General features: G+C 59.2%; 14 protein-coding genes. 9 read left to right on the forward strand and 5 right to left on the reverse strand.

All coding sequences use genetic code 11. The features are described 5' to 3' along the window. Window positions 1-2 precede the first annotated feature (2 nt). Entirely contained in the window at window positions 3-734 is a 732-nt protein-coding gene (locus tag CRD18_RS07930; RefSeq protein WP_016421787.1) for an SDR family oxidoreductase, read from the forward strand. Between the two features lie 82 nt (window positions 735-816). Here the strand turns inward: CRD18_RS07930 and CRD18_RS07935 are convergent, their stop codons facing one another. After that, window positions 817-2,514, reverse strand: a complete 1,698-nt coding sequence (locus CRD18_RS07935; RefSeq protein ID WP_187406627.1) for an AMP-binding protein — start codon at window positions 2,512-2,514, stop codon at window positions 817-819. A 539-nt stretch (window positions 2,515-3,053) separates the two neighbouring features. Further along, window positions 3,054-3,911 carry an HNH endonuclease family protein gene (locus tag CRD18_RS07940; RefSeq protein ID WP_187406628.1) on the reverse strand — a complete coding sequence of 286 codons (858 nt, stop codon included), beginning with the start codon at window positions 3,909-3,911 and terminating at the stop codon, window positions 3,054-3,056. Window positions 3,912-4,225: 314 nt separating this feature from the next. On the opposite strand from CRD18_RS07940, the gene gltB reads away from it, so the two are divergent. Both gltB and CRD18_RS07950 read left to right on the forward strand, forming a co-directional pair. Further along, window positions 4,226-8,848 (forward strand): glutamate synthase large subunit, encoded by a 4,623-nt coding sequence (gene gltB, locus CRD18_RS07945; protein WP_187406644.1) that lies wholly within the window; start codon window positions 4,226-4,228, stop codon window positions 8,846-8,848. Next, entirely contained in the window at window positions 8,841-10,382 is a 1,542-nt protein-coding gene (locus CRD18_RS07950) for a glutamate synthase subunit beta (protein WP_070862548.1), read from the forward strand. Before gltB ends, CRD18_RS07950 begins: the two co-directional genes overlap by 8 nt. Window positions 10,383-10,390: 8 nt before the next feature. On the opposite strand, the gene CRD18_RS07955 is transcribed toward CRD18_RS07950, so the two are convergent. After that, on the reverse strand, window positions 10,391-12,958 hold the full coding sequence (locus tag CRD18_RS07955) for a multicopper oxidase domain-containing protein (RefSeq protein ID WP_242458689.1): 2,568 nt from the start codon (window positions 12,956-12,958) through the stop codon (window positions 10,391-10,393). A gap of 132 nt (window positions 12,959-13,090) precedes the next feature. Next, on the reverse strand, window positions 13,091-13,243 hold the full coding sequence (locus CRD18_RS07960; RefSeq protein ID WP_180802981.1) for a hypothetical protein: 153 nt from the start codon (window positions 13,241-13,243) through the stop codon (window positions 13,091-13,093). 365 nt (window positions 13,244-13,608) lie between these two features. Here CRD18_RS07960 and CRD18_RS07965 point away from each other — a divergent pair, with 365 nt between their 5' ends. Genes CRD18_RS07965 through CRD18_RS07990 form a run of 6 tightly spaced genes read left to right on the forward strand, consistent with a single transcriptional unit; the run spans window position 13,609 to window position 21,335 of the window. Next, complete coding sequence (locus tag CRD18_RS07965) at window positions 13,609-15,486, forward strand: polysaccharide biosynthesis protein (RefSeq protein WP_187406630.1); 1,878 nt, start codon at window positions 13,609-13,611, stop codon at window positions 15,484-15,486. 18 nt (window positions 15,487-15,504) lie between these two features. Next, window positions 15,505-16,749, forward strand: a complete 1,245-nt coding sequence (locus CRD18_RS07970; RefSeq protein WP_048731977.1) for a lipopolysaccharide biosynthesis protein — start codon at window positions 15,505-15,507, stop codon at window positions 16,747-16,749. Window positions 16,750-16,752: 3 nt separating this feature from the next. Then, a complete protein-coding gene (locus CRD18_RS07975) occupies window positions 16,753-17,943 on the forward strand; it encodes a glycosyltransferase family 4 protein (RefSeq protein ID WP_070595857.1) in 1,191 nt (396 codons plus the stop codon). Next, window positions 17,943-19,121, forward strand: a complete 1,179-nt coding sequence (locus CRD18_RS07980; protein WP_187406631.1) for a DegT/DnrJ/EryC1/StrS aminotransferase family protein — start codon at window positions 17,943-17,945, stop codon at window positions 19,119-19,121. Before CRD18_RS07975 ends, CRD18_RS07980 begins: the two co-directional genes overlap by 1 nt. After that, the gene (locus tag CRD18_RS07985) at window positions 19,118-20,674 is read left to right on the forward strand and encodes an O-antigen ligase (protein WP_070549596.1); all 1,557 of its coding nucleotides are present in this window, start codon (window positions 19,118-19,120) and stop codon (window positions 20,672-20,674) included. Before CRD18_RS07980 ends, CRD18_RS07985 begins: the two co-directional genes overlap by 4 nt. Before the next feature lie 10 nt (window positions 20,675-20,684). Further along, window positions 20,685-21,335 (forward strand): sugar transferase, encoded by a 651-nt coding sequence (locus tag CRD18_RS07990; RefSeq protein ID WP_070642747.1) that lies wholly within the window; start codon window positions 20,685-20,687, stop codon window positions 21,333-21,335. On the opposite strand, the gene CRD18_RS07995 is transcribed toward CRD18_RS07990, so the two are convergent. Further along, a complete protein-coding gene (locus CRD18_RS07995; protein ID WP_242458690.1) occupies window positions 21,319-22,023 on the reverse strand; it encodes a NeuD/PglB/VioB family sugar acetyltransferase in 705 nt (234 codons plus the stop codon). The two genes, CRD18_RS07990 and CRD18_RS07995, sit on opposite strands and share 17 nt — an antisense overlap. Window positions 22,024-22,027 lie beyond the last annotated feature (4 nt).

The raw sequence follows: 22,027 nt of genomic DNA on the forward strand, positions 1-22,027 counted from the left end.
ACATGAGCATCGATATTGCCGCTGACACCAAGATTGCCCTGGTCACGGGTGCAAGCCGTGGTATTGGCCTGGCGGTCGCCAAGGATCTCTCCCGTGACCACCATGTCATTGTGGGCGCTACCAGTGCTGAGTCTGCCGAGAAGGTGGCGTCGCAGTTGCCGTCGGCAAGCGTATTCGTTGCTGATCTGGGTGATACCGACGCCGTAAACGCGGAAGTGGCAAAGCTGTTGGAGGCGCTCGGTGGGCGCGGGCTGGATGTGCTCGTGCACTCGGCGGGCGTGTACGTCGATGGGGACGTGGCGGAGGTTTCGCGTGCGGACTGGTCGCGAATTATGGACATCAACGTCGTCGCCGTCGCCGACCTGACACGCCAGCTGCTGCCAGCGCTGCGCAAGGCGGAGGGCACGCTGGTAACCATCAACTCGGGCTCGGGATTCCGCGCTTCAGCTGGTACTTCACCGTATGCAGCGTCGAAGTTCGCGCTGCGGGCCTTCACCGATGCGCTGCGCGAGGAAGAGCGTGGCGCGGTTCGAGTCAGCTCCGTGCACCCCGGGCGCGTCGATACCGATATGCAGGTTCAGCTGCAGTCGAATTGGCACCGCGATGATGCTGATTGGCGTTACGACGGCACGAAGTTCATGCGGCCTGAATCGATCGCAGCCGCAGTACGTCTGGCCGTTGATACCGGAGCGGATGCCAACGTGGATGAAATCCAGGTGCGCCCGCGCGGATAGCCGCGCAAAAGGTAGCTGAGACAAGCAAAAAGTGTGCCCACCAGGCGGATAGCCGGTGGGCACACTTTCGTGTGCAGGCTTCTTACTGAGCGTCCAGATTCAGGCGCTCGTGCATCGCCTTGACCTCGCGCGGGACAACCTTGCCGATGGCGTTGCGCGGCAGGGAGTCGACGAAGAAGACGCGGTCCGGAGTGGAGTGCTCGGCCAGAGTTTCGCGGACGTACTCGCGCAGCATGTCCTCGGTGAGGTTCTTGCCGGCCTCATTGTCCTCGCGGACAACGTAGAGGAACAGGTCAGCGAAAATCTCGTCGTTTTCGTTGCTGCCGTGGCAGAAGACATCGGCGATGCCCGGCACCGGGCCCAGAATTTCTTCGACCTCGCGTGGGAAGACGTTCTCGCCGCCCTTGATCACCATGTCGTCGGAGCGACCACAGATGTACAGGTAGCCGTCCTGGTCGATACGGCCGAGGTCACCAATCTGGAACAGGCCATCGACGGTGGTGAACTTGTCCTTCTTGTTCAGGTAACCGATGAAGGAGAGCTCCTGAGCGGTGTGGATCATGCCAACCTCACCCGGCTCGACTTCCTTGCCGTCGTCACCCAGGATGCGAACCTTGGCGCCAATTGCCGGGCGACCTGCGGAGTCCGGGCGGGCTGCGAGGTCCGCGCCGGATGCGATGGAGCACAGGCCGGCCTCGGTGGAGCCGTAGAAGTTACAGATAACCGGACCGAAGCGGTGAGTCAGCGCGGAGACGAGCCAGCCCGGGATGGCGTTACCAGAGGAGACAATGAAGCGGAACGGGCCAATCTTGCGGTTCGGCTCCTCATCCAGAACATCCTTGATCTGGCGCAGGAAGAAGGCCGCGGAAATCATGCCGTTACAGCCGTACTGTTCACACTGGTCAACAGCCTTCTTCGGGTCGAAGACACGCATGGTGACAATGGTGGAGCCGGTAGCCATGCCAATCAGCACATTTGCCCAGCCCCAGGCGTGGAACATGGATGCGGACTGGTGAATGACCATGTTGCGGCGCCACGGAATACGATCGGCGATTGCACCCACGGTTGCCGGTGTCTTGGGCTCATTGCGCAGGACACCCTTCGGGATGCCGGTGGTGCCGGAGGACATGATGATGATGCGTCCCTGCTCCGGCTTCGGATCTAGCTTGGCGTTCGATGTACGACCTTCTTCAATGAGGTCTTCCATGAACACGAAGTTCTTGCCCGTGTTCTTGCGGGTCTCCGGCTTGGTCACGGAGGTAATAACGACGGTGACATCGTCGAGGTCTTCTGGCAGGTTGCCCAGGAACTCGTCATCGACGAACAGGAACTTGGCCTTATTCTGGTCAACGACACCGCGAATCTGAGTCGGGCCGGAGCCGATGTTCATCAGCATAATTTCGGAGCCGATGAATCCCTTGATGGCCATCGGCAGGATGATGCCGCGGCCGTTGCGTGCGATAACGCCGAAGCTGGACTTCTGGGTCATGCCACGGTCCATCAAGGCGCGAGCCAGGGCGTGAGAGTTGTCAAGCAGCTGAGAATAGGTGAGTTCACCGTCATCGTCGACAAGGGCGAGGCGATCCGGGTAGCGCAGCGCACTCATGGAAATCAGGCTGGCGACGGAGAACTTCAGGCGACGCAGGTAATCGAGAATCTTCGGCGCCGTCTTCGGAGTCATGTACAGGGCACCAGTACGCAGGAGTGGTGGAATCGACTGGGCAAAAGCCTTGATTTGGAGCCCAAGTGGTACTTCCGGAGCCTTCATTTCAGCTGCCATGGGTGAGAATCCTCCAAGATGATGGACAAGCGATTAATAGCGCCAAGCGACTCTTTAGTCACACTGACACCATCAGTCACGGTAGTGCGATTTTGTAACAACCAGACTTTAACAAACCTGTGCCGCGTCAAAAAGTAGTTTCCACGAAGAAAAGTAAAAAATACGCAGTCGGCGTGCGCAATGCTTTACGACGGATACCTTTTCGCGTACGGGCTCGAGGATACAGTGTTATCAAACAGTTATAAACCGACAGGAAGCAGTGAATATAACGAAAGGATAACACTGCGGTAACGAATTCAATTCTGATATTGACGTATATAACTCTATGAACCCAGGGGTTTTCGGTTGGTTTGTTTGACGGGGCGGGCAGTAGCTGAATGGCGGTCGCCCCCAGAAATTAGGGGGCTAGGAATCTTCTGAAAAATAGAAATGTTCGAGACTAGGAGGGGCGGAGGTTGCGAGTGCGTAGCTGAATAGGTGGCATATTCGCTGGCTTGAGCCTCGGTGTGCGGCATCGGTGAGCGTCGGAGGAAGTTGCCCTAATTCAGGGTTAGGGCGGCAAGTGTGGGCTCATCCTCTGGTGTGCAGGTAGAGAGCCAACGGTCGATGGCATCGTACTCCGCCTGTGTGAGCCACAGGTGGTATTTCTGTTTTACTGCCACCTGGCGAGCGACATACTGGCAGCGAAATGGCTTATTGGCGGGTACCCAGGATGCGGCATCGCTATCCCGCTTCTGTTGATTGGCGGGGCCATCGACGGCCAAGAGGTTGAGGGGGTCATTGGCAAAGTCCTGCCGAACCTCGGGCGGGAGTTGCTGTGCCCCCTTTTGCCAGGCGTCGCTTAAGGCTACGACATGGTCGATTTGAACGGCAGAAGAGGTATCGCGGCCACGCTGGAACTCAATCATCGTGCCGGTATAGGGATCCAGTAATTGCCCTGAAAGCACGACGCAATCGTGGCTATTTGGTTTGTACTCCTTATTAATAAGGTCACGATTCAAAATATCGTTTCGCGTGTCACATCCGTTGTGCCCAAACTCGGCAGAGACGTCGTCGCTCCAACGTTGCCCGAACTCATCGCGCGCATAGCCGGTTTTCGGTGCGCGCCCTTTTACCTCCAGCTGGTTGAGGGCGCTACGGATGCCGTCGATAGGCGATGTGCCGGGCGCTGGGGTGTCCGGGGCGGCGGGGGCGTGGGGCGCTTCGGGAATCTCGGGCGCGGGTTCCTCTGGCTCGGGCGTAAATGCGGGTGCCGGTGCCGGACTGTATGACTGGCTCTCTGGAGTGGGGGCTGTGGGAGCCGTGCAGCCGCTGAGGATTATCGCTGCGCCGATAAGGAGGGCGAGGCCCTGCAGTGGCGAGCGGAAACGACGGTTGGCGAGCATGGAGCTAACCATAGCGGTGGGGGCGGATTGGGTATGGAGGGAGGTTTGCTAAAGAATCGAACAATTGTGCGTAGTTAGCGGGGGTGGTAGCTCGATTAGGGGGTTATGGCGTTAAAGCGGGTAGTAAAAGCCCGGTTTTAGTCGAACGGGAAGGGTGTTCTAGCTCCTTCGGGGGTGGGTAAATATAGCTAGTTCCCTAAATACGTATTGCAATACGCCTAGATGAAAGTGCATTGTTAAAACAGTTGGAAATATAGATAACCCGTGTCCCCCAATTGGCACATTGCACCTACAAGGGGAAAACAGCCATGACAGCTAAGACAGCCATGACTCTGACCGAAGCAGCGACCACATTGCCTCGTGGTCCTCAGAGGGAAGGTCTCTACCACCCGTCGAACGAACATGATGCGTGTGGCGTGGCCTTTGTTGCCGACATTTACGGTCGCCAGACCCATGACATTGTGGAAAAGGGCATTCAGGCACTGGTCAACCTCGACCACCGCGGTGCCGCCGGCGCTGAGAAGACCACCGGCGACGGTGCCGGCATTCTCATTCAGGTTCCGGATGCCTACTACCGTGCTGAGCTGAGCAAGGAAGGCGTTATTTTGCCGCCGGCTGGCACCTATGCCACCGGTATTGCATTCCTGCCGCAGTCGCGCATGGCCACCCTCGATGCCATCCGGGCTATTGAAGATATCTGCGCCGAAGAGGGCATCGAGATCTTGGCATGGCGTGATGTGCCGATTAACGCTGACGGGCTTGGCCAGATGGCTCGCCAGGCTATGCCGGTGCTGCGTCAGCTCTTCGTTACCGCGAAGAACTACGAGGGGCGCCAGCTAAGCGATATCGATCTCGACCGCAAGATGTTCTTCCTGCGTAAGCGCTGCGAGCGAGAGCTGGGTGAACAGGGTGCCGGTGAGGGCTCTGGTGGCGACACCGTGTATTTCCCGTCGCTGTCCAGCCGCACGATCGTCTACAAGGGCATGCTGACTACTCCGCAGCTGAAGGATTTCTACCTTGACCTGCAGCAGAAGGAAGTCACTTCCGCGCTCGCCATCGTGCACTCGCGCTTTTCCACGAACACTTTCCCGTCCTGGCCGCTGGCACACCCGTACCGCTACGTCGCTCACAATGGCGAAATCAACACCGTGCGCGGCAACGAAAATTGGATGCGCGCCCGCGAGTCGCTGATTCGCTCTGGCAAGCTGGGCAACATCGACCGCGCGCTGCCGGTGTGCGACCCCAACGGTTCTGACACTGCGCGTTTCGACGAGGCCCTGGAGTTACTGCATCTCGGTGGTCGTAGTCTCCCGCATGCGGTCATGATGATGGTTCCGCAGGCCTGGGAGCACGATGACAACCTCAGCCCGCAGGTTCGCGCGTTCTACGAGTACCACGCCTGCCTGATGGAGCCGTGGGACGGCCCCGCTGCCATCTGCTTTACCGACGGCCAGGTCATCGGTGCCACCCTGGATCGCAATGGTCTGCGCCCGGGGCGCATCTGGGTGACCGACGAGGGCCTGGTGGTGATGGCCTCCGAAGCTGGTGTCCTGGATATCCCGCCGGAGCAGATTGTGCAGCGCACACGCGTGCAGCCGGGGCGCATGTTCCTGGTGGACATGAAGGCCGGTCGCATTATTGAGGACAAGGAGATTAAGTCCACGCTGGCCGCCACCGGTCCATACGAGGAATGGATCAAAGAGGGCCTGGTCGACATCACCGACCTGCCACGAGAGCGCTACCAGTACATGCCGCATGCCCGCGCGGTGTTGCGGCAGCGCGTCTTCGGCATCACCGAGGAAGACGTTGACCTAATCATCCGCCCGATGGCACTCACCGGCGCGGAGGGCCTGGGTTCGATGGGCTCAGACACGCCGATTGCGGCACTGTCCAACCGCCCTCGCATGCTGTTCGACTTCTTCTCGCAGCGGTTCGCGCAGGTTACCAACCCGCCGTTGGACTCGCTGCGCGAAAAGTCCATCACCAGCATGAATACGTTGCTGGGTGCAGAGACCAACATCCTGGAGCCCACCGCCGATGCCGCCCGTCGCATCCGGCTTGAGCATCCAATCCTGGACAACCACGACTTTGTCACCCTGTGCCAGGCGGGCAAGAACGAGGAGTACTCCGAGTTCCGTGCCGAGGTCATCTCTGGCCTGTACCCGGTCGCCCGCGGTGGCCGTGGCCTGCGCAACGCTATCCGTCGTGTTCGCCGTGAGGTCTCTGAGGCCATTGACCGTGGTGCCCGACTGATTGTGCTGTCTGACCGTGAGTCCAACGAGCGCTTTGCCCCCATCCCGTCGCTGCTGCTGACCTCCGCGGTCCACCACCACCTGGTGGAGGAGCGCACTCGCACGCGCGCCAGCCTCATCATTGAGGCTGGCGACGCCCGCGAGGTGCACCACATGGCCATGCTGCTGGGCTTTGGTGCCGATGCCATTAATCCGTACATGGCTTTCGAAACCATCGATGAGCTGCGCATGAAGGATCAGCTTGGTGATCTGACGCTGGATCAGGCCTGCTCGAACTACTGTAAGGCCGCCTCCAAGGGCGTGCTGAAGGTCATGTCCAAAATGGGTATCGCTTCACTGCAGTCCTACCGTGGCGCACAGCTGGCCGACACCGTCGGTCTGTCGCAGGAGTTCCTGGACGAGTACTTCACCGGCGCTGTTTCTCCGCTGGAGGGCATTGGCCTCGACGAGGTCGCAGAAGACGTTGCAGCTCGTCACCGCAGCGCATTCCTGCCGCGTCCGGAAGAGCAAGCACACCGCGAGCTGGATCTCGGCGGCGAGTACAAGTGGCGCCGCGAAGGCGAGTACCACCTATTCAACCCGGAGACCATCTACACGCTGCAGCATGCGACCCGCACTGGTCAGTACGCGGTCTTCCGCGACTACACCAACAAGGTCGATGAGCAGACCAAGCAGCTGGCAACCCTGCGTGGCATGCTCGAGTTCGTCTCGGATCGCGAGCCGATCGACATTGATGAGGTCGAGCCGGTCTCCAGCATCGTCAAGCGTTTCTCCACCGGCGCGATGAGCTACGGCTCCATCTCTGCGGAGGCACATGAGACGCTGGCCATCGCTATGAATCGCCTGGGTGCGATGTCCAATTCCGGCGAGGGCGGCGAAGATCCAGACCGTTTCGAAATGGAGGCCAACGGCGATTGGAAACGCTCTGCCATCAAGCAGGTAGCTTCGGGTCGCTTCGGTGTGACCAGCCATTACCTGTCCAACTGCACCGACATCCAGATCAAGATGGCCCAGGGTGCAAAGCCCGGCGAAGGTGGCCAGCTGCCACCGAACAAGGTCTACCCGTGGATTGCGGAAGTGCGCATCACCACCCCGGGCGTGGGTCTGATCTCGCCACCACCGCATCACGACATCTACTCGATTGAGGATTTGGCGCAGCTCATTTACGACCTCAAGAACGCCAATCCGCGCGCCCGCATTCACGTGAAGCTCGTCTCCGAGCAGGGTGTGGGTACTGTCGCCGCTGGTGTGTCGAAGGCGCATGCCGACGTTGTGTTGATCTCCGGCCACGATGGCGGCACCGGCGCCTCGCCGCTGACCAGCCTCAAGCACGCCGGTGGTCCGTGGGAGCTGGGGCTCGCTGAAACCCAGCAGACCCTGATGCTCAACGGGTTGCGCGACCGCATCCGCGTGCAGTGCGATGGCCAGCTCAAGACCGGTCGCGATGTCGTGGTCGCGATGCTGTTGGGCGCTGAGGAGTTTGGTTTTGCCACCGCTCCGCTGGTGGTTGAGGGCTGCGTCATGATGCGCGTCTGCCACCTGGACACCTGCCCAGTCGGTATTGCCACCCAGAATCCGACGTTGCGGAGCAAGTTCACCGGCCGTGCCGAGCACGTGGTCAACTTCTTCACCTTCATCGCCCAGCAGGTCCGTGAATACCTCGCTGAGCTGGGTTTCCGCACCATCGATGAAGCGGTCGGACATGCCGAGTGCCTGCGTCCGCGCAAGAATTTGGGCAACCTTCCGCGCGTCGCAAAGCTTGACCTGGAGCGAATCCTGCACGTTGCCGAGAGCCCCTTCTTCGTGGACCAGGATTCCTACTGCACGAAGGCGCAGGACCACGGGCTTGAGGGTGCGTTGGACGAGCGCCTCATCGACGAAGCGCAGCCCGCGCTGCGTACGGCGCGCGCGAATGGGTTGGCGCCGACGCCAGTGGCGCTGCACCACGCCATCAGCAATGTGAACCGTTCCGTGGGCACGCGGCTCGGGTACGAAGTCACCAAAGTCGCAGGTAAGCAGGGGCTTGCCGACGACTCCATCGTCGTCAACCTGCTCGGTTCCGCCGGTAACTCGCTGGGCGCGTTCCTGCCGGCCGGTGTGACTATCAAGCTGGAGGGCGATGCCAACGACTTCGTCGGCAAGGGCCTATGCGGAGGCAAGATTGTGGTCCGACCTTCACGTTCGACCCCGCCAACCGCGGATGTGGCTACCGACACGATTGCCGGCAACGTCATTGGTTTCGGTGCCACTAGCGGTGAAATCTTCGTCCGCGGCACCGTCGGCGAGCGCTTCTGCGTGCGTAACTCCGGTGCCACGGCCGTGGTCGAGGGCATCGGTAACCACGGTTGCGAGTACATGACCGGTGGCCGCGTCGTAGTGGCGGGCCCGGTCGGTCACAACTTCGGCGCCGGTATGAGTGGCGGTATCGCCTACCTGCTGGATAACGAGGCGACGCGGGCGAACATCAACACCGAGCTGGTCGACATCGTGCCTCTCGACGATGAGGACATCAGCTGGCTGGAGGCAACGCTGTCGAAGCACCGCAAGCTCACGGGTTCTAAGACTCGGTTCCCGGCCGCACAGTTCATCAAAATTATGCCGCGTGATTACGCCCGAATTCTCGACGTAGTCGCGAAGGCAAAGGACAACGACGCTGACATCAACGAGGCAATCATGGAGGCAGTAACCAATGGCTGATCCGAAGGGTTTCATGAAATTCCAGCGCGAAGAGCCTGCTCATCGCCCGGTTCCGCTGCGTCTGATGGACTGGAAAGAGGTCTATGAGGAGGCTAGTCAGGAGCACCTGCAACAGCAGGCGACCCGCTGCATGGACTGCGGCGTGCCGTTTTGTCACTCGGCCTGCCCGCTGGGCAACATCATTCCGGAGTGGAATGACCTAGTTCGTCAGAACCGCTGGCACGAGGCTTTCGAGCGCTTGCACGCCACCAATAACTTTCCCGAGTGGACCGGTCGCCTGTGTCCGGCTCCGTGCGAGGGCGGTTGTGTGCTCGGCATCAATGATGATGCCGTGACCATTAAGAACATCGAGCTGGCCATCGTTGAACGCGGCTTCGATGAGGGCTGGGTGCAGCCGATTGTGCCGACTTTCGACACCGGCCAACACATCGCTGTCATCGGCTCCGGGCCGGCGGGCCTTGCTGCAGCACAGCAGCTGACTCGCGCCGGGCATGATGTCACGGTCTTCGAGCGCGACGACAAGATTGGTGGTCTGATGCGCTACGGCGTGCCGGACTACAAGATGGAGCAGCGTTTCCTCGACCGTCGTCTCGAGCAGATGGAAATCGAGGGCACTGAGTTCCGCACCAACATCTCACCGACGGCTGCTGACCTGGCCGAATTCGATGCAGTGGTCCTAGCTACCGGCGCGTCACTGGCCCGCGACCTGCCTGTCGATGGCCGTGATTTGGAGGGTATTCACCAGGCTATGGAGTACCTGCCGGGTGCCAACCGCGTTGCCGCAGGCGAGCTCGACACCCCGCCGATTGATGCGAAGGGCAAGAAGGTCGTTGTCATTGGCGGTGGCGACACCGGTATTGACTGCTTTGGTACCGCGCTGCGTCAAGGTGCTGCGTCCGTCACGCAGTTCGATATCCGTCCGCGGGCTCCGAAGTCCCGTGCGGCGTCGACTCCGTGGCCGATGTACCCGCTGGTCTGGCGCGTGGCGACTGCCCACGAAGAAGGTGAGTACACCATCACCGGTTCCGAGCCGCCAGAGGTTACCGAGGCGCTCGGCCTTAACGCTCGCGTCACCGGTGAGACGCTGGGCAAGCGCGTCTTCAACGTCAACACCGTCTCCTTCCACGGCGAGGACGGTCACGTGACCGGTCTGTCCGCCAACGAGGTCGAGGTCATCGATGGGAAGCGCGTGCCCATGGAGGACACGGATTTCGAGCTCGATGCCGACCTAGTTCTCATTGCTCTGGGCTTCTCCGGTCCGGAGCGCGGGGGCCTGCCGCATGAGCTGGGTATTCAGTTCAACGATCGCGGTGTGATGATGCGTGACGACGACTACCTTGCCGTGCGCAGCGACATCGAGCAGAACTTCGACGGTCCGGTGTTCGTGGCCGGTGACAATGGCCGCGGTGCCAGTTTGATTGTGTGGGCTATCGCCGAAGGCCGCGCCTGCGCCGAGGCTGTGGACCAGTACCTGATGGGCGAGTCCAACCTGCCTCGCGCGGTGGAGCCAGAAGACGCTCCAATTAAGTTGTAAACCCTGGTTTAGTTCACCACTATGTTGCCGCGTGCCCCCATTTCGGCATGCACCATCTGGTGGTCAACAAAGTGGTACGTGCCTGGCTCCGGGAATTCGGCCTCAACATAACCACCCTGCGCGGCACCGAGGTCAAGGGCTTGGGCGCCGCCCACGCCGTCGTCAAGCAAAAGTGTTCCCTCTTTGTACACGCGATGGAACTGCGTGCCGACGATGTGGAAGCTCGTGCCTTTGTTGGGGCCTGCGGCCAGTAACCAGAAACGTACCGTCTCACCTGCGCGAATACGAATCGGGTGGGTGAGATACTGGTCGGGGTAGCCGTTGAACTTGTAGATATCGGGGTCCTCGGCCATGGTCTTGTCGGCATCGGGGCCGTCCTCGCCCCAGTAACTTTCCGACTGCACCAGAAGAACTTCGTGGTCGACTTCGGTGAGATTCGGTGGGTCGATAATGACAGCACCGTGCATGCCGGCAGCGATGTGCATGGACATGGGCATGGTTGCGCAGTGGTACATCCAGATACCCGCCCGGTCGGCACGGAAGCGGTACTCAAGCTGTTCACCAGGGGCAATGTCGCGCATAGGTTCATCCGGTGCAACGATGCCCGCGTGGAAGTCGATGGAGTGACTCATCGTGCCATCGTTAATGAGCGTGACGACGAACTCGTCGCCCACCTTGCCGCGCAGGGTTGGCCCCAGCGGTTTGCCGTTGAATACCCAATGCTGCTGCTCGACTCCAGGGGCAGCGTAGCCGGTGAACTCGCTGGCTCTCAGGGTGACGTGGTGAACCGTGGCGTCCTCGGCGGGTTCTAATAGCGGGTTGATGGTGGGGGAATCCGGGCCGGGTTGCTCGCCGACATTCCCGAGCGCACCGGGAGTGGCATGGTCAGCGTGGTTGCCACCTCCGGTGTGGTGTGAATGATCAGTGCTACCTGTATTGACTGTGAGGGTCATGCCCATCTGTCGGTGACCAGCAATGGTGCACCAGCCGTCAATGTCACCGGGAACAACCGGCACTTCAATGGTGGCGGAGTTGCCAGGGGCGACACGTCCGGTGTCCTCGCCGGTGGCCAAGCGCAGATCGTGGACCTGGGAATCAGCGTTGACCATGGTGATGACCAGTCGGTCGCCGGGGTTCGCCTCTATAACGTTCGGGGTATAGGTCATATCGTTGGCAGTAACCGTCACCTCGACGGTTTCTCCGGTGGGCGCAACATCGCTGGTGGTTTCAATGCTTCCCGTACCGCCACCGCCACCGCTCAGCGCAACGCCGACGGTTACTACCAGGCCCAATACAGCCAGAGCAGCGGTAGTTTGAGCACCGAGTCGACGTGCAGTTGCGTGCAGTTCGACCGGGTTCCGCGTTGCTTCCTTGTTGGCCCGTGCCTTCTGACTCTCTCTTAACGCACCAATCTGAGCCTTCGCGGCACGGCCGACAAGTGGCAGATAAGACACCAAGGCAAGGGAGACCATTGCGGAGACCGCCACTTTGGTCCAGGAAGGCAGCGGCATCAGCCACAGTGCCAGACCAATATTGATGGTCGACCAGCGAAATGCGCCCGCGCGGTCAAGTTCCTTCATACCGGCAGAGACTGGGCCAGCACCTCCGCCGATGGTGGCGGGCAAGAGTTGGCTCATCATGCCGATAAGCAACTGGGCGCCGAAACCGATTACCAGCGGCAGCGTGAGGGATGAGATTACGAAGCCGTCGTCAAGCGCCTTGACTGTGGCGACTGCGAGTGTGCCGATTAGCCAGACGACTGCAGCTGCAGCAGACAACGCCGGGTAGCTGAGGCGGTCGCGCGGGTCTTTAGCGACAGTCATGACGTTGTGTGCCCACGGGATGGCGGCTATGACCCAGCCGATAGTGATAATGCCAAGGCCGACGGAGTCCAACCAGTTGAAGCTGGTCAGTGCACCGATCGCGGTAATTGCGATACCTATGAGCTGTACTGCTAGTGCCAGCTTCGGGCGGGAATGCGGCGACATCCGGGTTCGCCACAGCGCTGGGAACATGGTGATGAGCGTGCCGCAGGCCGCGAGCCCGAGGAAGCCAATGAGGTTGACGGTTTCGTGTGCCAATAGGAGATCGTCGTGAAGCGCTTTGCCCTTAGGAGATGCGAGGATGGCGCCGAGTGCAGCGCCGATGGGCAGTAGGCATGCCGACGCGACGTAGTGTGCAACGGAGATGGCGAATGGCCGATCGCGCTTCGCTACCAGGTCGCGTCCGAGGGAAAACGCATGCCATGCGACGGCGACGCCGACGACCGCCGCGCCGACGGTGGTCACTGGCCACCAGTCACCGAGCTTGCCGACGACCGTCGCGACAATACCTACGTTGAGCAGGTAAATATTTGCCAACTGAATCTTCCGATTGCCAACGGGCACGTCGATTTTCAGTAGCTTTTCGGTGAAGTGGCGGCCCCAGATGAGGATGGAGTTGGTGACGGCGCCGAGGGTAAAGAGATGCACCAACAGCCAACGGCCATCGGCGACGAAAGGGTGAATGAGTGCTGCCACAATGATGGAGGCGAACCACCAGCGCACTGGCATACCGGCCTTGCGATGCCAGGACATGCGGCGCTTCTTGCCAGGCTTAGTAGGCGGTTTGGTTGTGGGGGATTGGGGTTCTGGTGTGGCGTGCGACGACATATATCAATAATACGCATACTGGGTGCGCATTTAATATGGGCGCATGTAAGAGTGCTTTTATTTGGTCGGGTCTTCGCCGTTTTTGTGGGCCTGCCAGGACTGTGTGGTCTTCTGTGTCTGACGCATCCGGTTTTGAATCAGCATCAGGGTAGTAAGGAAGGGCTTCCGGGTGATGAAAGCGCGTGCCCGACGCGTTGATGATGTGCTCACGGGGGGTGTAACCCTTTTGTCAAAAGCGATTGTTTGAGCATTCACGCAAATACTTCCTTGAATAAATATCTCAATAAAGAGGTGATTTTGCATTAATTGCAATCGTCAGGAAGTGGCTACGTTAGAAGCTAGTTTGTACAGCTAGTTAGATGAATGTAAACAGATTGAAGCTTCAGTAAACAGTTGGTGAAACGTTGTTTTACCAGGGAGAATGGTGAGTGGTAAAGGTGGCTTTTTGGCTACCCGAACGATGGGGTAGCCCTTTGTAGTAGGGGGCTGTAAATGTAGTTCATATCGCTTAGTATGCCAAGCCTGTGGAACGCATTGTGCGTAAGAAAATTTAACCAGCAGTAAAAGGCATAAGAATGTTTATCCGAGACTGGAAGCAGCTCGCCTGGTGCGTATTTGACGTACTCGCCTGGCTGATTGCGCTGTCCGCCGCTAACGGAATCGTCCGCGGTGAATTGGTATCTTTCTCTGAAATATCAGGCACTAATTTTTTGGTTGTCGCTGTCGCCGTGGCCGTCATCGTCCTGCTCGGCCTGCTGCTCGGGGAGTACACCAACCCACAACGCGTATGGCCCGGCAGTCGAACTGAAGATATTGTTCTGCTGAGCATCAGCATGGGCGGCGCTACCGCAGCCACTGGGTTAGCTCAAATCCTGAAGACCTTCCCGGAAATTGCGTGGTACGTTCCGTTCGCAGGCGGCTGTGTCGCAACTTTGGCAAGTATCTATACCCGAACTCTCGCTCGCTGGATTACCAACAACTTTGGCTCCCGTCAGACGGATGATCGCTTGATTGTTCTCGGTGCAGGCCGTCGAGCCAAATTCTTTATTAACAGCCTTACGGATTCCGGTATCTCCCGTGAGAACCGCTTCCACTTGGTTGGAATCGTCGATCCCAAAGAAAGCGGCGAGAACCATATTTCTCGTATCCATGGTCTCCGCGTGGTTCGTGGAATTGATCAGCTGGGTGAGCTCGCATCGCGCACTTCGGCGCAGTCGGTCATCATTGCGACTGATGAGCCACTGTCCACTGAGTGCATCAACGTCCTCAACCACATTTGTGAGGAATCGTCGCTGCGCCTGCTCATTCTGCCGCCGGTGGAAGAGTACTCGCGCCACCGTGGTGCTGTCGCTACCTCGCAGGTGCGCGAAATTAACATCGCCGACCTCATTGGCCGTCAGCCTCTGCACCTGGATGAATCCAAGGTCGCTTCCATAATCCGCGGTAAGAAGGTGCTGGTCACCGGCGCTGGAGGTTCTATCGGTTCGGAAATCTGCCGACAGGTTCACCGCTTTGAGCCGGCAGAACTGATCATGCTGGATCGCGATGAGGGCGGCTTGCATGCCACGCAGCTGTCGCTGACGGGTTCGGCGCTTCTCGACGGCTCCGATACCGTCCTGGCTGATATCCGTGACGCGGAGATGCTGACGCAAATCTTCACCGAGCGCAAGCCCGATGTTGTCTACCATGCTGCAGCTCTCAAGCACCTGCCACTGCTGGAGAGCTACCCTGCAGAAGCAGTGCAAACCAATGTCATCGGAACCCAGAACGTCCTGGATGCAGCGGCTGGGGCCAACGTTTCAACCGTTATTAATATTTCCACGGACAAGGCTGCGAACCCGGCCTCGATTCTGGGTGAATCCAAGCGCGCTGCGGAACGTCTGACTGCGCACATGGGGAAAACTCACGAAGGTGTCTGGGCATCTGTCCGCTTCGGTAACGTGTTTGGCTCGCGCGGTTCGGTCATTACGACTTTCCAGCGTCAGATTGAAGAGGGCGGCCCGGTGACGGTGACGCATCCTGACGTTCAGCGCTACTTCATGACCATTCCGGAGGCATCGCAGCTGGTGCTGCAGGCTACCGTTATTGCAGAGTCCGGTGAGACTCTGGTGCTGGAGATGGGTAAGCCGGTCAAGATTGCTGAGCTGGCGGAGAACCTCATTAGGCTCCATGACGCAGACGTAGAGATTGTCTACACGGGTCTTCGTGACGGTGAGAAAATCTCCGAGGACTTGGTTGATGACCGCGAGGTTCCCAAGATCGGTGATCGTCATCCGCTAATCACTGAGGTACGTGTTGAGCCGGAACGGCTGAATTCGCGGATTCTCCCGTGCACACATAATCACGATGCTGCACGTCGTTGGCTTGCAGAGCACGGTGGGGCGCAAAGCAGTATTGAGGCGCATCCCACCGGTGCACAATCACTTGCAACCGCTAGCTCGAAAGCAAAATAGTTAGGATGACTCCCCACCGTGACAACCACCAGCTCCTCTAACTCCGGGCAGCTGGCGCAAAGAGTTCGAACAGTTGCGACGATTTCGGCAGCTTCAGCGCTCGCCGCAGTCGTCGCCTTTGTGGTCAGTATTCTTTCCGCGCGAGTGCTGGGGCCCGCCGGTCGAGGCGAGGTCGCTACCGTTTTGCAGTTCGCCTATATTGTGGCGCCATTCGTCGGATTTGGGGCCGATCGGCTTTTGCTGCGCCGCGATGATTACGACCACGGTCTCATTCCGAGTGGTTTCGCCATGACTGTGGTCGCTCTGATTGCCTGTGCCATCGCAGGAGTCGTCTACGGACCGTGGACGGCAATGGCCGGCGTCGTCGCCTTGGTTACCGTGTCATTTTCCATGGTCCGTGCCATGGCTATCAGCCGCCATCGAGTGTCCTTCTTCGTCGCAGTATTCGTCGGTTTTCAGGGCTCAGTACTGCTAATAAGCGCTGCGCTCTATTTCGCCGGAGTCGAGGACTGGCGCTGGTGGGCTGCGGCCTATATCTTCCCGGCACTGCCACTGGCAATCTGGTCGCTAGCGAAGTCACGCAAACACACCGATTCCCGTGTTGGCGGAGTGGTAGAGACGGCACGAACAAATGCCCCATTCATCGCATCGGGTCTGGGGCCGTTGACGACCACACGCTTGGGTCGCGTTTTGCTGCCGGCGCTGGCCTCACCGGCGTCGTTAGGTCTTTTTGTAGTCGTGGCGACGGCGACGGAACCGCTGTACTGGATCGCGCAGTCAGTCGCCGATCAGCGCACCAGCGACCAGAGGGGTCGCGAACTCACCCCATCTCGTGTGCTCCGACACCTTGGCATAGTCACTGCAGCGTACGGAGCACTTGGTGCGCTCGGTGGGGTGGCACTCTACTTCCTCATCGTGCCGGTATTCGGCCATGAGTTTGAGCCTTCCCGGGAGTTGGTGCTGCCACTGACTATCGCGGCCGTGGTGCTCGGCTGCTACCGACACCTGTGCGGTGAAATTCTCGGCAGCGACAATCCCCGTCGAATTGGCCGAGTGGAGCTCATTTCCGCCGTTATCGCTGTCATTTGTTACCCGATGGGCATTCTTCTCGGAGACGCCCTCGGTCTCGCGTGGACCAGCGCAATTGTCTACTTTGCAGCAGCCGCTGTTGCAGCAGTGGCGCTGATGCAGCCAAGCGGAGGCCAGAAGAATCCATCAACTACCACCGAAGAACTCCCCGTCGACGTAATCGAGGAAGCCTAAACAATGCGAATCACTTATATCCACCAGCACTTTGTTCTCCCCGGTGAGCCGGGTGGTTCCCGACCCTACGAGTTTGCCCGACGAATGGCCGCCGCAGGCCACGAGGTGACAATGATCTGTGGTCGCGATGAGGCCATGGATAAAACGGTTGATGGTATCCACGTGCGTCGTCTAGCGATTCCGTACCGCAATGAAATGTCGAAGCGCGAGCGTATCGTCAGTTTCTTGAACTTCCTGGTGCGCGCCTCCGCGGTCGCTGCCCGTGTGCCTGCCGACGTGATCTACGCGTCCTCGACCCCGCTGACTGTGGCGGTTCCGGGAATCGTGGCGAAGTTTACCCAGCGTGCGCCGTTGGTGGCGGAGATCCGTGACCTGTGGCCAGAGGTGCCGATCAAGTTGGGCTACCTCAATAATCCCGTGGCAATTTTCTTGGCCAAGCAGCTGGAGAAGGCATTTTATGCGGCATCGAGCGAGGTCGTGGCGCTGTCGCCGTCGATGGCCGATGGCGTCAAAGAGGTCGCTCCGAAGAAGCGCGTGACCGTCATTCCGAATGCGTCGGACTTTGAGCGCTTTGATGTCCCGGCCGAGCAGCGTACAGCTTTCCGAAAGGAGCAGGGCTGGGGCGATGACGTGGTAGCTGTCTATGCCGGTGGTTTTGGCATGTCCTACCAGCTGGAGTGGCTTGTGGATTTGGCGGCGCAGCTGCGTCGTGATGGCGTGGAGAATGTGCGTTTTGTCCTGCTGGGACAGGGAAGCGACTCGGATGCGTTGTACCAGCGCGCCAAGGACGCTGGCCTCGATGCCGATGCGATGTTCCTCGGCCGTCAGCCGAAGGAAGATGTCGCCAAGTACGTGTCTGCCGCCGATATCGCGCTATCGCCGCTGCGTGATGACCCCTGCCTGGAGGGCAATTCCCTGAACAAGGTCTTCGATGCCATGGCCGCATCGCGTCCGGTGGTGTTCAACCATGGTGGCTGGCTGGAGGAAGCCGCAACCGAGCACGATGCCGGTTGGCGTCTCTCGCGCGATATTCCGACCGCGGCCAAGCGATTCGCTGAGATCATCTCCGACCGCGATGAGATGCGCGCAGCGGGACAGCGAAACCGCGAACTGGGTGAGAAGCGTTTTGCCCGTGACAGCCTGTACAACCAGCTCATCGAGGTACTCAACCGCGTCCGAAAGGTGCAGAAGTAATGACTAACGCCGACGCTAACAAGCCCAATGAGCGGATCTTCCTTTCGCTCGCGACAGTCACCGAAGCAGAAGAACAGGCCGTCGTTCGCGCACTCCACTCTGGTTGGGTGGCTCCGTTGGGCCCCGAAGTAGACGCGTTTGAAGCGGAGATTGCCAAGCGCTGCGGTGTTGAGCACGCGCTCGCGCTGTCGTCTGGCACCGCTGGCCTGCACTTGGCGCTGCTTGCGCTGGGGATCGGTGAAGGTGACTACATTCCGGTTTCCACCATGACCTTCGCGGCCACGACCAACGCCATTGCTTACGTTGGTGCTACGCCGGTGTTCGTCGATGCCGCAGAGGACGGAAACATCGACCCTGAGCTGCTGCTCGGCACCGTCGATGAGCTGCTTGCCGAGGGCAAGAGCGTTCCCGCCGTGATGATTGTGGACCTCTTTGGCCGCTGCGCCGATTACCCGGCCTTCGCGCCACGCCTGGAAGAACTCGGCATCGCGCTCATCGAGGACGCCGCCGAGGCGCTCGGTGCCAGCGTCCATGGTCAGCCGGCCGGCAGTTTCGGCCGTGCCGCCGCGCTGTCTTTCAACGGCAACAAAATCATGACCACCTCCGGCGGTGGCATGCTGCTGTCCGATGATGCCGATCTCATCGCCCGCGCGCGCTACCTCTCCACGCAGGCGCGTCAGCCCGTCGCTTGGTACGAGCACACCGAAATCGGCTACAACTACCGCCTGTCCAATCTGCTCGCCGCACTGGGGCGGGCGCAGCACTCGCGTCTGGACGACATGATCGCTCGCCGCCGCCAGATTCGCGATGCGTACATCGATTTGCTCGCCTCGCTTGACGACGATGCCCCTGGTAAAGGTACCCGCTTGCTCTCTGACTCCGACGAGCGTTTCACCGAGAACTGCTGGCTGACCTCAATTGTGCTGCCACAGGAGGCCGTCGATAAGGGCGTGCTGACCCCGGACAGCGTGATTGCAGCACTTGGTGAGGCCAACATTGAGGCTCGTCACCTGTGGAAGCCGATGCACCTGCAGCCGGTATACGAGGGCGCGCGGGCGACCATCAACGGCACTGCTGAGAATCTTTTCTCCCGCGGCATTACTCTTCCTAGTGGTCCGGCGCTGGACGATGACGACGTCGCGCGGGTGATAGGTGTTTTGAAGGAAGTGCTGGGATGACTCCTACAGAGGTAGCTGGAGAAACTGTAAAACAGCGAAAACCAATACTGCAGTCGCTGTTTATTGTGGTGGCCGCAGGAATGTTTGCTGGTGTCCTCTACGTTGGCGACACGACGATGAAGGACGTCTCTTCGGCGCTTCCTGATCTCTCTCTTGCATTGCCGATTTTGGTGGTTGTTGCAATCCTTACCGCCTTCGGCACCCCAGAAGCGCAGCGCCAGAGTTGGCTGAATGCGATGAAAGGCGCTGGCAATGTAAAGCAGTGGCCGATGGCCGTGTGGGCATTAGTGGCTTTCTATGCCTGGTTGTTCTGGATGATGCTGTCCGGACTGTGGGCCCCCGAAGCTGCCGAAGTTGCTCCTGTCGTTACTGCGTTGATAACGCTTGGGCTCATCGCCACGATGTCAGCAATACTGTTCTATTTGCATCCTCAGGCACTGGTATGGCTGTGGTTAGCAGTAGCCATTTGCTCGCTTATTTTTCTCTACGGTGGCATTACTGGTCCGAAATATGTCGGGCGCATGACGGCGTTCGGCGGTGGACCGAATGTCTTTGCCCGTTTCATGCTGTACGGCATCGCGGCAGCTGTGTTTTTCATGCTGTGGCGTAAGTTCATGTGGGCAGTTCTCTTGTTTGCTGCACCATTTGCTTACGGTCTCGTTGCGTCGGGAAGCCGCGGTGTACTGGTTGCTACCACCGTGGTAGTCCTCTTTACCGCAATAGCTGTGTTTTTTCACTGGGGTTGGAAGTGGGCGACTGTTTTTTACGTCGCAGTCGCCGCAGCGGTCGCGTACGGATACTCGCGGTTCATCGCAGGTACCGAGATTGAAGAATACTTTAAGACGCGCTTTATCCAATTGACCTTCGAAAAAGAACATGATTCCGGACGCGGTTATCTCCATGATGAAGCTTTCCGAATCATGAGTGAACACCGCATCTTTGGTGGAGGCCTGCATAGCTTCGTTGTGCTGTCGACACCGAGGTCTTCACGTCCACTGGAGCATCCGCACAATATCTTCTACACAGTCGGATCTGAAGCGGGTGTCATAGGTATCGGTCTGTTTGTGATTGTGCTGGTTGTGTTGGCAATCGCCTGTCGCCACCTATTCAAGTTTCTTCAAGCTGGTCTGACCGCAGCCGTGGCATTCTCGGTTCTTGTGGCACAGGTTTTTTCCGGCTACTACTACGATTCCCGTTCGCTATGGCTATTTGGCTTTGCAGCAGCATTTGCGATGCTGAGCCTACGGCGCAAGGACGCAGCATCGGCAGAACCAGAGCTGGAGCCGCAACCAGAACCCGCAGCCGAGCCCGAACCAGTCATGGTCACCGATACCGCGGGGCCGGTTGTGCCGGAGCCGGAGCCAGCGGTGGCCGTCGTCAAGCAAAGTGCGCCTGACAACAAGAATGACAACAGGAAGCTGCGCGTTGCGGCAGCGTCGTTTGCCGCGGCCGGTGTAGTGGGTGCGGTTGGTTGGCTGGTCAGGAACCGTTCCAATGAGGAAGTCGATGCGCGTGCCGAAAAGCTTCTGCGCGAAATGTTCAACGAAAAGTAGGAGATGACCAATGGATTCACTGAGCATCCGCGCGCAACGGGTAATTAAGCGTGGCGTCGACATCGCGGCATCTGCAGCGGGCTTGATTGTGCTGTCGCCAGTTATGGGCGCTACGGCTCTGGCAGTGCGACTTTCCATGGGAAAGCCAGTCCTATTCCGCCAGGAACGTCCGGGGCAGGATGGTGAGCCGTTTAATATCCTCAAGTTTCGGACGATGCACCACGTCAATCCGGCAAAGGGGCTTGTCGACGATGCGTCCCGCCTCACCGAGGTGGGAAAATTCCTTCGGTCCACAAGCTTGGATGAGCTCCCGGAGCTCTTTAACGTTCTGCGTGGCGACATGAGCCTCGTTGGCCCGCGCCCGCTGCGCATGAAGTACCTAGAGCGCTATTCGCCGCGCCAGGCACGCCGCCATGAGGTGCCACCGGGAATTACGGGGCTTGCCCAGGTCTCGGGCCGCAATGGCATCACCTGGGAAGAACGTTTCGAGTACGACGTGCAGTACGTGGATAATTGGTCGCTACTGCTCGATGCAAAGATTCTGCTTGACACGATCTTGGTGGTGCTCAAGCGTGAAGGGATCTCGGAAGAGGGGCAAGTGACTATGACCGAGTTCACCGGTTCGTCGGAGAAGGACGTCTCGGCTAGCGCAGGTTCTTAATCACACTTGCAGGAACACCGGCGACAACGGTGTAGTCATCGACATCGCTAGTAACTGCGGCTCCGGATCCGATGTACGCTCCCTCGCCAACGGTGAGGCCGGGGTTGATTACGGAGTTGGCGCCTAGGGTGCAGGCTTCGCCAAGCGTGACAAAGCCCGACACGGCATTGAGCGGGAAGATTGTGCAGTAGTCCCGCAGCACCGCATCGTGGCCAATCGTGACATTCATATTGATTTGGGCGTGCTTGCCTACCTCAATATTGCAGGTCAGGCGCGCTCCGGGGCAGATGACGGTGCCCTCGCCGAGCGTGACCAGCGCGCCGATGCTGGTGTCTGGGTGGACCAGAGTCGCAGGCACGAGCCCTTCGGTATCTGCGCGTTGCACAATCGAACGTCGAGCTGCGCCGCTGCCGATTGCGACTGTGTAGTAGACCCCCTCGGGCAAGTCAGCGAGGATTTCGGTTTTGCCCAAGAGTTGCACGCCCATTTTGTGGAAAAAGGTCATATCTGGGGTGCCATCATCAATAATGCCTAGGATTTCCCACTGCGGTGGTAGGCCGTTGGCTGCTGCGTAGTCGTTGATGTCCTTGATGAAGCTGACCACGTTTCGGCCAAAACCACCAGCGCCGACGATGACAATCTTTTCGGTCGTCGTGTTGTTAATCCACTGCTTTGGCATGAGTGTCATTATC

Source organism: Corynebacterium sp. LK31 (genome assembly GCF_014335015.1).
Lineage (GTDB): Bacteria > Actinomycetota > Actinomycetes > Mycobacteriales > Mycobacteriaceae > Corynebacterium > Corynebacterium jeikeium_D.